Below are 14306 nucleotides of genomic sequence, written 5' to 3' on the forward strand. Positions count from 1 at the left end.
AAACAGTGGCGGACACCCAATCGAACCACTCCAAGGGACTGCTGCTGACCGGCATCGGCGGACTGGCGCTGACCGTCGACATCCCGCTGATCAAGCTCGCCGACGGCAACAACTGGTCGATCCTGCTGATGCGCAGCGGCACGACCTTCATCGCCGCCATCATCATCTGGCTGGTCTGGCGCGCGCTGAGCCCGAAGGCGCCGCAGCTCATCCCGGGCCGCGCCGGCCTCCTCGTCGCCGGCCTCTACGGCATCGGCTCGATCACCTTCATCACCGCCGTCTACAACACCTCGACCGCCAATCTGGTGTTCATCCTCGCCTTCAACACGGTATTTGCCGCCGTGCTGTCGTGGATGTTTCTGCGGGAAAGGCCGCGGCCGGCAACGCTGCTGGCCATGCTGGCGATGGTCGGCGGGGTGTCGATCATCGTCGGCAGCTCGATCGGCACCGGCCACCTGTTCGGCGACCTGATGGCGGTGTGTTCGGCCTTCTGCATCGCCTCGGCCATCACCATCTCCCGCTTCAGCGGCAGGGACATGGGTTTTACCGCGCTTGTCGGCGTGCTGCTGCCGGGGCTGGTGGCGGCCTATATGGTGTCCAAGACCGGCTTCAGGGTCGATGCACCGTGGTGGATCATCTTCAACGGCGCGGTGATCATGCCGATCTCGTTCTTCTGCCTCGCCAACGGCCCGAAATACATTTCCGGGCCGGAGGTTGCGATGTTCTACCTGCTCGAGACGGTCATGGCGCCGATCTGGGTGTGGATGATCTTCGCCGAGGTGCCGACCCGCAACAGCCTGATCGGCGGGGCGATCCTGATCATCACGCTGATCGCCCACTCGGCCTGGCAATTGTCCGAGGGGCGCAGGCGCCGGGCGAGCCTGGCACGACAGCTGGCGTAGCCAGCCGGCCCTTTCAATGCCGGGGCCGCAGGAACTGCCCGCCCCTAGCCGGCCTGATTGGTCGGCACGTCGTTGCGGATCGCCTCGATGCTGCGCGGCGTGTCGCTCTCAGGCAAGGCGTTGGCTGCGGCCAGCATCGCCGCCTCGTCGGTCAGCTCGACCTCGCGCAGCCATTCGCGCCAGATCGCGACAAGCAGCGCCATCAGCACCGGGCCGATGAACAGCCCGAGAAAGCCCATCGTCTTGACGCCGCCGATGAGGCCGAAAAAGGTGGGCAGGAACGGCAGCTTGATCGGCCCGCCGACAAGCTTGGGGCGCAGCGTCTTGTCGACGATGAACAGCTCGATCGAGCCCCAGGCAAACAGCGCGACACCGGCAATCGGCGAGCCGCTGGCAACCAGATAAACCGAGACGAGGGTGAACGACAAAGGCGCGCCGCCGGGGATCAGCGCCATGAAGCCGGTGAGCACGCCGAGCGTCACCGGCGACGGCACGCCGGCCACCCAATAGGCAAGGCCCAGCACCACACCCTCGCCGATGGCGATCAGCGTCATGCCGGTGACGGTGGCGCTGATGGTCTTGGGCACGACGCGCGAAATGCGCTCCCAGCGCATCGGCAGGATGCGCTCGCCGAGCCGGTCGAGTTGGCCGACGAAGGTTTCACCGTCGCGATAGGTGAAGAACAAAGCGATCAGCATGAACAGCAGCGTCAAGAGGATGCCGAAGGCGCTGCCGCCGGCAGCAAGCACGCCGCGATAGATGCTGCCGATGTTGGCGCCGCTGAGCAGTTGGGCCAGTTCGCCGATGGCGCCGGGATGGCCGACATAACGCGTCCATTGCTCGTTCAGCCACTCGCCGACAACCGGCAGGTTGTTGATCCATTGCGGCGTCGTCGCGCCGTGACGATTGGTTTCGACGGCCCAGCCGACCCAGTCGCGGATTTCGTTGACGGCGTAGGTCGCAGCAAATGAGATCGGCACGACGAGGAAGGCGATGATGAACAGCAGCGCAAGCGTGGCGCCAATGGTCCTGTTGCCGTCGACGGCGACGAGCAGCCTGCGGTAGAGCGGCCAGCTGGCGAAGGCAATGACGAGCGCTGCCAGCACCGGCACCAGGAAGCCATGGAAGAAATAGATACCCGCCGCGACGATCAGCACGAGCAGCCAGCGCGCCGCCGAAAGCGGCGGCACCAGAGCGGCACGCATCGGCTGGGCCGGGCCGAACAGCCTCTGCTCTCGCTCCGGCTTACGGGGATTGGTCACGTTCAAGTGCCTGGATCTCCTCGGCCCTGAAGTGGACCCGATTGATGCCCGGCGCGCGGTTCGGCGCCGGTGGGGAGATCATAGAGGCTAATGCGGTGCCGCGCACGAAAACTTTGCCGCACCGCACGCGTTCATTCCCTCATTCCGGATTCCTTGTCCTTGCGCAATTCCCGGGAAACCCGCGGCACGGTTTCCCCAGGACTTGCGCTAGCCGAAGCGGCCGGTGCGCGGAAAGCCCTTGGGGACCATGCGTCCGGCGGTGGCGCGGGTGCCAATCCACTCGAGCAGTTCCTCGCGCGACCGGGTGAAGGTGCGCTCCGCCGAATCCAGCCAGCTCAGGCCGGCCTCCATCGTGAAGGTCTTCACGTCGAGCACGCCGCCGTCCTTGTATTTCTGGAGCCTGACGCCCTTGCCACGCGTCATCTCGGGGATCTGCTCGAGCGGGAACACCAGCATCTTGCGGTTCTCGCCGACGATGGCGAGATGATCGCCAGTCAGTGGGATGCAGCGCTTGGCTTCGTCGGGCGCCTTGACGTTCATCACCTGCTTGCCCTTGCGGGTGTTGGCGATGACCTCTTCCTCGGGCACGGTGAAGCCGTTGCCTTCATGGCTGACCAGCAGGAGCTTGCGCTTGGGCTCGTGGACGAAGGCGGTGACGATGTCCTGGTCGTTGTCCATGTCGACGATGATGCGGATCGGCTCGCCATGGCCGCGCCCGCCCGGCAGACGGTCGGCGCCGATGGTGTAGAACTTGCCGCCCGTGGTGAAGACCAGGATCTTGTCGGTGGTCTGGGCCGGGAACGCCAGCTTGAGGCTGTCGCCCTCCTTGAAGGTGAGCTGGGAATAGTCGGCCAGATGCCCCTTCATCGCGCGCAGCCAGCCCTTTTCCGAGACGACGACCGTTACCGGCTCCTTCTCGATCATGGCGTGGTGGATGTCGGTCAGGTCATGGTCCGGCGCTTCGGCAAAAACGGTACGGCGCTTGCCCAGCTCGGTCTCGGGACCGTAATGCTTGCGGACCTCGCTCACTTCCCACTTGATCGTCGCCCACTGCTTGGCATCGGACGCCAAGAGCGCCTCGATCTGCTTCTTCTCAGTGCTGAGCGCGTCATGCTCCTTGCGGATCTCGAATTCCTCGAGCTTGCGCAGCGCCCTGAGGCGCATGTTGAGGATGGCTTCGGCCTGATTGTCGGTCAGGTCCCAGCGCGCCATCATCGTGCGCTTCGGCTCATCCTCCTCGCGGATGATGCGGATCACCTCGTCGATGTTGAGGTAGGCGATCAGGTAGCCGCCGAGAATCTCGAGGCGCTTTTCGATCTCGCCGAGGCGGAACTTCGAGCGGCGGACGAGCACCTCGCGCCTGTGGTCGAGCCATTCGCGCAAGACGCTCTTCAGCGACAGCACGTTCGGCACCTTGCCGCGCGACAGCACGTTCATGTTGAGCGGGAAGCGGCTTTCGAGCTCGGTGAGCTTGTAGAGCGATTCCATCAGCAGGCCCGGATCGACGGTGCGGCTCTTGGGCACCAGGACGACACGGATGTCTTCGGCCGACTCGTCGCGGATGTCTTCGAGCAGTGGCAATTTGCGGGCGATCAGAAGCTCGGCGATCTTCTCGATCAGACGCGCCTTCTGGACGCCGTAGGGGATCTCGGTGACGACAAGGTTCCAGGTGCCCCTGCCCTGGTCTTCCTGCTTCCACATCGCGCGCACGCGGAAGCCGCCGCGTCCGGTCTCATAGGCGTTGACGATCGCCGCCCAGTCGTCGTCGATGCTGCCGCCGGTGGGGAAATCGGGCCCACGCACCTTGCAGGCGAAACGCAGTTCCGCATCGTCCTTGATACGCTCCCACTCGCCCGGCGAGGTCATCAGGTCGGTGACCGAGGCATCGGGATTGTCGATCAGGTGAAGGGCGGCACTGCACAGCTCGGCTGCGTTGTGCGGCGGGATCGACGTCGCCATGCCGACGGCGATGCCGGACGAGCCGTTGGCGAGAAGGTTCGGAAACGCGCCCGGCAGGACGACGGGTTCTTCGTCTTCTTCGTTATAGGTAAGGCGATAGTCGACGGCGTCCTCGGTGATGCCTTCGAGCAGCGACACCGACACATCGGTCATGCGCGCTTCGGTATAGCGCATCGCGGCAGCACTATCGCCGTCGATATTGCCGAAATTGCCCTGGCCGTCGATGAGCGGGTAGCGGACCGAAAAATCCTGCGCCAGGCGCACCAGCGCGTCATAGATCGACTGGTCGCCATGCGGGTGGAACTTGCCCATGACCTCGCCGACGATGCGGGCACATTTGGCGAATCCCTGGTCGGGATTGAGCCTGAGCAGCCGCATGGCGTGCATGATGCGGCGATGGACCGGTTTCAGTCCGTCGCGAACGTCAGGCAGTGCCCGGTGCATGATGGTCGACAGCGCATAGGCAAGATAGCGCTCTTCGAGCGCCTTCTTCAGATCGACCGGTTCAATATTGTCGCCGCCACCGTTTCCGGGCGGCACAAACCCTTTTCCCATGGTTTGGGACTAGCGGAACGGGCGATTCGCGACAAGCCTTATCGCCAAATGCAAGAGCCGTCGGCGTCGGAGTGCGACAAATCTGCCCGCTCGCTAAAGTAGCAATCACGCGATCAGGGGGTCATTCACCATTTTTGCGCGTGTTGCACTGCGGTGATTGCCTTTTGGATCGAATTGCGGCCATTGTCGTCACGTCGCCTTCTTCCGGTCCAGTTCGTGGCTGACGTAAGGCTGAATCATTTCAAAGTCTCAGGGATCTATGATGACGCAACACCGCTCTGCATTCCGCAAGCTCGCACTCACGACCTTCCTGTTCTCGCTTCCGCTCAATGCAGCGATGGCCCAGGATGCCACCGCTGTCGCCGAGCGGCTCAAGTCGGTGCTGGCCGGCCAGAGCCTGACGCTTGGCTGGAGCAGCGTCACCGGCGACGCGTCCGAAGCGGTCATCGAAGGTGCGACCATCGCCATGGACGGCGAAGGCAAGCCGCTGTCGATCGGCAAGCTCACGCTCAGCGGCATCACCGAGGAGAATCGCGGCTTCAAGATCGAAACGATCACCACCGAGCCCTACAGCCTCAACGAAGGCCCGACCAAGGTCGAGGTCAGCCCGCTGACGCTCGGCAACGTCACGCTGCCGGCCACCGACTCGACCGACATCCTGGCCTCGTTCCTGATGTATGAGACCGCCAATCTCGACACTGTCAGCGTCAAGGTCGGCGACAAGCAGGCCTTCCAGATGACCAATTTCGCAGCCGAGGTGACGCCTCCGGCCGACGGCAACGCCATGGAGTTCACCGGTTCGGCCGAAAAGTTCACCGCCGACCTGACCCTGGTGGAAGACCCGCAGTCGAAGGCTGCGATCGAGGCGCTCGGCTACCAGAACATCTCGGGCGACTTCCAGATGGAAGGCACCTGGCAGCCGACAGACGGCCGCATGGCACTGTCGAGCTACGACATCACCGTCGACAATGCCGGCACGCTCGGCATGACCTTCGACCTCGGCGGCTACACCGTGGAATTCCTGAAGTCGGTGCAGGAACTGCAGAAGAAGATGGCCGCCCAGCCGGAAGGCGCGGACAACTCGGCCCAGGGCATGGCCATGCTCGGCCTGATGCAGCAGCTGACCTTCAATGGCGCAACCGTGCGCTTCGACGACGATTCGGTAACCAACAAGGTTCTCGAATACGTCGCCAAGCAGCAGAACATGACGGCCAAGGACATTGCCAACCAGGCCAAGGCGATCGTGCCGTTCCTGATGATGGAACTGAACAATCCGGAGCTGTCGACCCAGGTGACGGCGGCCGTCACCGCCTATCTCGACGCGCCCAAGTCGATCGAGATCGCCGCCAAGCCAGCCTCGCCGGTCCCGTTCGCCCTGCTCGCCGCAAGCGGCATGTCGAACCCCAAGGACCTGCCCAAGACGCTCGGCCTGACGGTGACCGCAAACCAGGACTGATCCTGGCCGCGACATCAGGAAACGCGGAAGCCCGGCAGCGATGCCGGGCTTTTTTGTTGTGCCGCCAGGGTTTTTGTCGAGTCAAAAGAATCGCTTGCGCGGATCGCCTGAGCTTCTTTCCCGGCTGCCGCAGCAGACCAGGACCGATCCGGTCGCGACATCAGGAAACGAAAAAGCCCGGCAGCGATGCCGGGCTTTTCATTGAATCAAAAGAATCGCTTGCGCGGATCGCTTAAGCTTCTTTCTTGGCCACCGCGACGCGCAGCGACAGCTCGCGCAGCTGCTGCGGGGTGGCTTCCGACGGCGCATTCATCAACAGATCCTGCGCCTGCTGGTTCATCGGGAACAGCGTCACTTCACGCAGGTTCTTGGCGCCGACGAGCAGCATGATGACGCGGTCGACGCCGGCAGCCATGCCGCCATGCGGCGGGGCGCCGTACTGGAAGGCGCGGTAGAGGCCGCCGAACTGCTCCTCGACCTCCTCGCGCGTCTTACCGGTCAGCTCGAACGCCTTGACCATCAGCTCGGGCAGCTGGTTGCGGATCGAACCGGAGGCGATTTCGAAGCCGTTGCAGACCATGTCGTACTGGTAGGCCTTGATGGTCAGCGGATCCTGGTTGTTCAGCGCATCCAGGCCGCCCTGCGGCATCGAGAACGGGTTGTGGGCGAAATCGATCTTCTTTTCTTCTTCCAGCCATTCGTAGAACGGGAAGTCGATGATCCAGCACAACTCGAAGCGGTCGCGGTCGACGAGGTTCAGCTCCTCGCCGGCGCGGGTGCGGGCAGCACCAGCAAACGAGACGAACTTCTTGGGATCACCCGCAACGAAGAAGGCAGCATCGCCGTCGGACAGGCCAAGCTGCTGGCGGATGGCTTCGGTGCGCTCCTCGCCGATGTTCTTGGCGATCGGGCCGGCGCCTTCGAGCTTGTCGCCTTCCTTGCGCCAGAAGATGTAGCCGAGACCCGGCTGGCCCTCGCCCTGCGCCCACGAGTTCATGCGGTCGCAGAAGGCGCGGCTGCCGCCTGTCCTGGCCGGGATCGCCCAGACCTCGACCTTCGGGTTCGAGGCAATCATGCCGGCGAACACCTTGAAGCCAGAGCCGTCGAAATGGCTGGTGACTTCCTGGATCTCGATCGGGTTGCGCAGGTCGGGCTTATCGGTGCCATAGGTGCGCAGCGCCGTGTCATAGGGAATGCGGCGGAACTGTTGAGTGACCGGCTTGCCGTCGGCAAACTTCTCGAACACGCCGCGCATCACCGGCTCCATCGTGTTCCAGACGTCTTCCTGGGTCACGAAGCTCATTTCGAGGTCGAGCTGGTAGAATTCGCCCGGCAGGCGGTCAGCGCGCGGGTCTTCGTCGCGGAAGCAGGGCGCGATCTGGAAGTACCGGTCGAAGCCGGCGACCATCAGCAGCTGCTTGTACTGCTGCGGCGCCTGCGGCAGCGCGAAGAACTTGCCGGGATGGATGCGCGACGGCACCAGGAAGTCGCGCGCGCCTTCCGGCGACGAGGCCGTCAGGATCGGCGTCGAATATTCAGTGAAACCCTCGCCGGTCATGCGGTTGCGCATTTCGGCGATGATCTTGGTACGGGCGACGATGTTCTTGTGCAGCGTTTCGCGGCGCAGATCGAGGAAGCGGTACTTCAAGCGAATGTCTTCTGGATAGTCCGGCTCGCCGAACACCGGCAGCGGCAATTCCTTGGAGGCCGACAGAACCTCGATTTCCTGGGCAAAGACTTCGATCTCGCCGGTCGGCAGGTTGCCGTTGACGGCTTCCGCCATGCGCGCCTTGACCTCGCCGTCGACGCGGATGACCCACTCGCCGCGCACCGTCTCGGCGGCCTTGAAGGCGGGCGAATCGGGATCGGCGACGATCTGGGTCAGGCCGTAATGGTCGCGCAGGTCGATGAACAGCAGGCCGCCGTGATCTCGCACGCGATGCACCCAGCCGGACAGGCGAACGGCGGCGCCGACGTCGGATTTCCTCAATTGAGCGCAGGTGTGGCTGCGGTAACGATGCATGGCAAATTTTCCGGTTCAGGCTGTTTGGACGTCACGCCGGGGCGACAGCTGCGCCCGGGCCTAAAATTTGGCGCGAAAAGCGCATGGGTGCCCGGTTTTGTCAAGGTAAAGCGGTTTTAAGACCGCTCAGGCGCAGGGTCAAAACCGCTTCTTCAGCCAAACCCTGGAATGTCCGGCCGGGTAATCGTCGATGCGGCCGAACTCTTCATATCCCAATCGCTTGTAGAACTCCGGCGCCTGGAACGTATACGAATCGAGGTGAACGCCGATGCAGCCGCGCTGCCGTGCCACCTCCTCGGCCCGGGCAATCAGCCGCCGGCCAAGGCCCTCGCCACGATGAGCGCTGCTGATCCACAGCCATTCGACGAACAGCCAGGTGTATTCGGACGACCCTTTGAGGCCGCCGGCGACCGAGCCATCCTTGCCATGGGCGACGATCCAGAGATCCTGGTCGTTGTGCGGACCGGCGGTGTCGAAATTATAGGCGTTCAGCCCCTCGCCGATGAAGCGGGCCGTTTCCTCGTCGATGCTGGTGCTCACTGTCAATGTCGTCATCGCGGCCTCGTCTGTCCCTCACAATCCAGCCAGCGGTCCACTTGTCAGGGATGAACCGGGCCGCGCGCGCACGCTAGACGCTGCCGCGGCAGCGACGTTGGCGCAGTCGACGGAATATGTCGCACCAGCGGCTGTCCGGCATTGACCGATCGGGCAAACTGTAGCCACCTCAGCTTTTGTACTGCGTTGCCTGATGTCCTCCATACGCCCCCTCATCCCGCTCCTGATCACCGCCGGCATCCTGTTGGGCGGCAACGGCCTGCAAAGCACCTTGATTGCGCTGCGCGGCGCACAGGAGGGATTTACTGCCTCGACCATCGGCCTGATGGGGACCTGCTATTTCGTCGGGTTCCTGCTCGGCTGCCTGTTCATCTCACGCATCATGAAGGCCGTCGGCCACGTCCGGGCTTTCGCGGCACTCGCCGCCATCGCCGCCTCGGCAACGCTGACTTTGGTTCTCGTCATCGACCCGGTCATGTGGTCGGTGATCCGCTTTGCCACCGGCTTCTGCTTCGCCGGACTGTTCACGGTCATGGAGAGCTGGCTCAATTCAGGCGTCTCCAATCACGACCGCGCCCGCATCCTGGCGATCTACCGCATCATCGACATCGGCTCGGTGACCGGCGCGCAGTTCATGATCCCGGTCTTCGGCGCCGGCGGCTTCACCATCTTCGCCATCATGTCGATCATGATCACACTGTCCTTGGTGCCGGTCTCGCTGGGCGACCGCTCCAATCCGACACCGCCCGAAGACGTCAAGCTCGACCTCAAACGCGCCTGGCAGATTTCGCCACTCGGCAGCATCGGCTGCATCTTCGTCGGCGTCACCAACAGCGCCTTCCGCACGCTGAGCCCGATCTATGCCGAGCAGATCGGCCTGTCGGTGACCGACGTCGTCACCTTCGTCAGTGTCGGCATCATCGGCGGCGCGCTGGTCCAGTACCCGCTCGGCTACATGTCCGACCTGTGGGACCGTCGCAAGGTGCTGCTCGTCACCACTGCCGGCGCCATGGCCTCCGCGCTGATGCTGGTCTTCCTCGCCGGCAATTCGCCGCTGGCCAACTTCGTCTTCGTCTTCATCTTCGGATCGTTCGCCATGCCGCTCTATTCGCTGTCGGCAGCACATGCCAACGACCGCGCCGAAAAAGGCGAATTCGTGCTGATCAACGCGGCATTGATGCTGTTCTATTCCGTCGGTGCCATCGCGGGACCCTTCGTTGCCTCACTGGTGATGGAAAAGTTCGGCCCGCATTCGCTGTTCAGCTTCAGTGCGGCCGTCTATGTCGTGTTCGTCGCCGTCATCATCTACCGTATGGGCTCGCGCTCGCCGGTGCCGGCCGGCCACCGCGGACGCTTCATCGCCCTGTTGAGGACGTCCCCGATCTTTGCCCGGCTTGCAGGCCGAAACAGCGCTGCAAACGGCAGCGATGAGGGCTAGACTCCGTGATCGGACGTGCAAGTGCTTGACGAAAGGGCGCTCGGCTGAAATGGAAAGACAACGCGTTCTGATAAAAGCAATATTATGCATGTAATAACGACCCAGGACGAACTCGAAACCGTCATAGCCGCTCTCGAAAAGTCCAACTTCGTCACGGTAGACACCGAGTTCATTCGCGAAACCACTTTCTGGCCCGAGCTCTGCCTGATCCAGATGGCAGCGCCCGGCGTTTCCGCACTGGTCGATCCCCTGGCGCCCGACCTCGACCTCAAGCCATTCTTCCGGTTGATGGCCAATGAGGCGGTGACCAAGGTTTTCCATGCCGCCCGCCAGGACATCGAAATCATCTTCCATCTCGGCGCACTGATCCCGCACCCGGTGTTCGATACCCAGGTCGCCGCCATGGTCTGTGGCTTCGGCGACAGCGTCTCCTATGAGCAGATCGTGCAGAAGATCACCGGCGGACGCATCGACAAGTCATCGCGCTTCACCGACTGGCGCCACCGCCCGCTGTCGGAAAAGCAGCTCGACTATGCGCTGGCCGACGTCACCCACCTGATCGACGTCTACAAGCATCTCGTCACCGAGCTCGAGCGCGAGAATCGCGCCCACTGGCTCAATGAAGAGATGGAGGTCCTGACCTCACGCGAGACCTACGACCCGCATCCCGAGGACGCCTGGAAACGGCTGAAGATGCGCCTGCGCAAGCCGCAGGAACTGGCCATCGTGCAGGCAGTGGCTGCCTGGCGTGAGCGCGAGGCGCGCGAGCGCAACGTGCCGCGTGGCCGCGTGCTCAAGGACGACGCGATCTACGAAGTCGCCCAGCAGGCGCCACGCGATGCAACCGCACTTGCCCGACTGCGCACCACGCCCAAGGGCTGGGAACGTTCGTCGTCGGCGACGGCGCTGCTCACCGTCGTCAACGCGGCGCTCGAAATTCCGCGCGACCAGATGCCCAAGCTGCCCAAGACATTCCAGCCGCCGGAGGGCTCCAGTGCCGCCTCCGAGCTGCTCAAGGTCCTGCTGCGGCTCGTCTCGGAGAAGGAAGGCGTTGCCCCCAAGGTGCTCGCTTCGGGCGACGATATCGACCGTATCGCCGCAGAAGGCGAAGCTGCCGACGTCCCTGCCCTGCAGGGCTGGCGCCGTTCGGTGTTCGGCGAGGCAGCACTGAAGCTGGTGCGCGGCGAACTGGCCATCCGCTTCGACAAGCGCCGGATCTCGGTGTTCGAGGTCAACAGCTGAACGGCCTGTTCGGCGCGGTCAGACCGCGCCGGCAAGGTGGAGCGCAAACCAGATCCAGATCAGCGCCAGAAGCAGCGCGCCAAGAATGAAGGCCCTGCTGCGATACTTGACCCTGTTGGCGGTCAGGTGGAACCAGGCATGCGCATAGCGCGACGCCACGAACAGCCAGGCCAGCACCAGCGCCACATATGAAACGCCCGACGTCACATAGAGCGACAGGCAGGCGGCGTAGAACAGCACCGGCAGTTCGAACTGGTTGATGATGTTGTTGGCGGCGGTGACGCTGGATTCAGGTTCGGTGGACCGCGTCTTGAACTGATTGATCCGCGCTTCGCCGGACCGGACAGCATTCCTGCGCCTGGCCGAAAGTACGGCATAGACGATGTAGACCAGCAGGACCTGGGCAAGCATGGGCCAGAAAATCGTGGCCTGGTTCATAAGCATCCCCTGAATAAAAGCAGATAATCACAAGAATATCCGTCACAACAATTCATCTTGATTAACGGAGAATTCACTGGCGCGGACGAGACTAGGGACGAAAAGCACAGTCCCATGATCGGCCAAACATGATGCTTCCCGCAACCGCCAATCGCTTTCAGCCGGCCCTTTCGGTCATCCAGGCCCACGAACGCACGATACGCGAGGATTGACGGCCACGAACCGGCCGGGGGCGAAGGCACGTCACGGCTTGCTCGCCCGCTACCGAGTCACCGAGCCGGTCGAATCCGAGAAGAAACAGAAATGCTCGATACGGCTCCAAGCCTGTCAGCCAGCCCTGTGGCTTCCAACGTCGGCCGAATTTGATCGGTTGCGCTTCGCCGCCAGGGCAAAGGCAGCGATGACGACAACCGGCACCGCCAGAAATGCGAACTTGGTCACGACAAGCGCCGAGGCCAGCGACATCGACCTTGAGCCGGCCGATGCCGGGTCGGACAGGATGCGCGCAACGACGATGTTCTGGGCATAGTCTGATATCATATAGGGCAGCACCAGGGTCAAAGCCGTGACCGAGCGCATGGTTTCGGACAAGCTCGAAAAACGCTTGAGACGCTCGCCTGATTTCAGCATCAGGCTGACCAAAGTGGCTGACAGCAGTGCCGGGAAGATCAGATCGAAGGTCAAATAGTGCCAGACGAGAATGATCTCGGCACCCGGCCGCCCCATGGCCGCGATCCAGGCAAACCCCTCGGCCTCGGAGAAACCGAGAAAACGCAGGTCGAGCGACGGCAGGCCGCCGCTCAGGCTGCGGAAATAGAGGAACTCCAGCATCGTCATGGCGGCGAAGACCGCCGCCGTGGCCACACATAATGCGGCCGCGTGGCGCCGCAGCCGCAGCACCATCAAATCACATGCCGCCCGGATAGTTCGGGCTTTCGCGGGTGATGGTCACGTCATGCGCGTGGCTCTCGCGCAGGCCGGCGTTGGAGATGCGCACGAAGGTGGCGCGCTCGCGGAAATCGGTCAGGGTGCGACCGCCGACATAACCCATGGCAGCCTTGAGGCCGCCGGCGAGCTGGTGCAGCACACCGCCGACCGGGCCCTTGTAGGGCACCTGGCCCTCGATGCCCTCAGGCACCAGCTTGAGCGTGTCGCGCACCTCGGCCTGGAAGTAGCGGTCGGCCGAGCCGCGCGCCATGGCGCCCACCGAGCCCATGCCGCGATAGGCCTTGAACGAGCGCCCCTGGTGCAGATAGACCTCGCCCGGGCTTTCCTCGGTGCCGGCAAGCAGCGAGCCGATCATCGCAGCGCCGGCGCCAGCGGCAAGCGCCTTGGCCAGATCGCCCGAATATTTGATGCCGCCGTCGGCAATGACGGTGACGCCGGACTTCTGGGCAGCCTCGACGGCCGACATGATGGCCGAAAGCTGCGGCACGCCGACGCCTGCGACGATGCGCGTGGTGCAGATCGAGCCTGGTCCGATACCGACCTTGACGGCGTCGGCACCTGCATCGATCAGCGCCTGGGCGCCGTCGGCGGTGGCGACGTTGCCGGCCATGATGCGGACCGAGTTGGAAATCTTCTTGGCGCGGGCAACTGCGTCGAGCACGCGCTGCGAATGGCCATGCGCTGTGTCGATGACGAGCAGGTCGACGCCGGCATCGATCAGCCGTTCGGCGCGCTCGAAGCCGTCATCGCCGACGCTGGTGGCCGCTGCCGCCCTGAGGCGTCCCTGCGCATCCTTGGAAGCGTTCGGGTTGAGCTGCGACTTCTCCATATCCTTGACGGTGATGAGGCCGACGCAATTGCCATGCTTGTCGACGACGAGCAGTTTTTCGATGCGGTGCTGGTGCAGCAGGCGCTTGGCTTCGTCCTGCTCGACCGTCTCCTTTACGGTGATCAGGTTCTCGCGGGTCATCAGCTCGTAGACCTTCTGCGCCGGGTCGGAGGCAAAACGCACGTCGCGATTGGTCAGGATGCCGACCAGCCGGCCGGTCTGGTGACCGCCGGTGCCGCCATTCTCGACGACCGGAATGCCTGAAATGCCATGCGTGCGCATCAAGGTGAGCGCGTCGGCCAGCGTGGCATCCGGGCCGATCGTGACGGGATTGACCACCATGCCGGATTCGAACTTCTTGACCTGGCGGACCTGCTCGGCCTGTTCGACCGGGGTGAAGTTGCGGTGGATGACGCCGATGCCGCCGGCCTGGGCCATGGCAATCGCCAGCCGCGCCTCGGTCACCGTGTCCATGGCCGCCGAAATGATCGGCACGTTGAGGTCGATGTCGCCGGCAATGCGGGTGCTGATGTCGGTCTCGCCGGGCATGACCTCGGAATGGCCGGGCTGCAGCAGCACGTCGTCAAAGGTCAGCGCCAGAGCGCCGGTGGAGGATTCGATGATTTTTGCCATGGCCAACCTCGGAATGCGTGAAGGGACGCTGGAACCATTGGTATGCAGCGTCGACTCGTCTTTTCC

11 protein-coding genes are annotated in these 14306 nt (G+C 63.5%); 4 read left to right on the plus strand and 7 right to left on the minus strand.

What is annotated here, in order from left to right; all coding sequences use genetic code 11:
- Positions 1–5: 5 nt before the first annotated feature.
- Positions 6–902, plus strand: a complete 897-nt coding sequence (locus N7E70_RS20085; protein WP_263007383.1) for a DMT family transporter — start codon at positions 6–8, stop codon at positions 900–902.
- A gap of 44 nt (positions 903–946) precedes the next feature.
- Here N7E70_RS20085 and N7E70_RS20090 read toward each other — a convergent pair whose 3' ends face one another.
- On the minus strand, positions 947–2107 hold the full coding sequence (locus N7E70_RS20090) for an AI-2E family transporter (protein WP_154385618.1): 1161 nt from the start codon (positions 2105–2107) through the stop codon (positions 947–949).
- A gap of 264 nt (positions 2108–2371) precedes the next feature.
- A complete protein-coding gene (parC, locus tag N7E70_RS20095) occupies positions 2372–4678 on the minus strand; it encodes a DNA topoisomerase IV subunit A (RefSeq protein WP_263007384.1) in 2307 nt (768 codons plus the stop codon).
- Positions 4679–4940: 262 nt separating this feature from the next.
- Here parC and N7E70_RS20100 point away from each other — a divergent pair, with 262 nt between their 5' ends.
- Complete coding sequence (locus N7E70_RS20100) at positions 4941–6134, plus strand: hypothetical protein (protein WP_067966715.1); 1194 nt, start codon at positions 4941–4943, stop codon at positions 6132–6134.
- Positions 6135–6366: 232 nt separating this feature from the next.
- On the opposite strand, the gene aspS is transcribed toward N7E70_RS20100, so the two are convergent.
- Positions 6367–8157: an aspartate--tRNA ligase gene (aspS, locus tag N7E70_RS20105; protein ID WP_067963025.1), complete on the minus strand. Its 1791-nt coding sequence runs from the start codon at positions 8155–8157 to the stop codon at positions 6367–6369.
- Between the two features lie 138 nt (positions 8158–8295).
- Positions 8296–8712 (minus strand): GNAT family N-acetyltransferase, encoded by a 417-nt coding sequence (locus N7E70_RS20110; protein WP_263007385.1) that lies wholly within the window; start codon positions 8710–8712, stop codon positions 8296–8298.
- Between the two features lie 193 nt (positions 8713–8905).
- On the opposite strand from N7E70_RS20110, the gene N7E70_RS20115 reads away from it, so the two are divergent.
- Both N7E70_RS20115 and rnd read left to right on the plus strand, forming a co-directional pair.
- Positions 8906–10150: an MFS transporter gene (locus N7E70_RS20115; protein WP_067963033.1), complete on the plus strand. Its 1245-nt coding sequence runs from the start codon at positions 8906–8908 to the stop codon at positions 10148–10150.
- Positions 10151–10234: 84 nt separating this feature from the next.
- Positions 10235–11392, plus strand: coding sequence for a ribonuclease D (rnd, locus tag N7E70_RS20120; protein ID WP_192317032.1), 1158 nt, complete (start codon positions 10235–10237; stop codon positions 11390–11392).
- Between the two features lie 18 nt (positions 11393–11410).
- On the opposite strand, the gene N7E70_RS20125 is transcribed toward rnd, so the two are convergent.
- From N7E70_RS20125 to guaB, 3 genes are all read right to left on the minus strand, one after another.
- Positions 11411–11830, minus strand: coding sequence for an MAPEG family protein (locus N7E70_RS20125; protein ID WP_192317034.1), 420 nt, complete (start codon positions 11828–11830; stop codon positions 11411–11413).
- Between the two features lie 327 nt (positions 11831–12157).
- Complete coding sequence (locus N7E70_RS20130) at positions 12158–12667, minus strand: hypothetical protein (protein ID WP_331461841.1); 510 nt, start codon at positions 12665–12667, stop codon at positions 12158–12160.
- A gap of 70 nt (positions 12668–12737) precedes the next feature.
- Entirely contained in the window at positions 12738–14240 is a 1503-nt protein-coding gene (guaB, locus tag N7E70_RS20135; protein WP_263007386.1) for an IMP dehydrogenase, read from the minus strand.
- Between the last annotated feature and the right edge of the window lie 66 nt (positions 14241–14306).

The organism is Aminobacter sp. NyZ550 (assembly GCF_025628925.2).
Taxonomy (GTDB): Bacteria; Pseudomonadota; Alphaproteobacteria; order Rhizobiales; family Rhizobiaceae; genus Aminobacter; species Aminobacter ciceronei.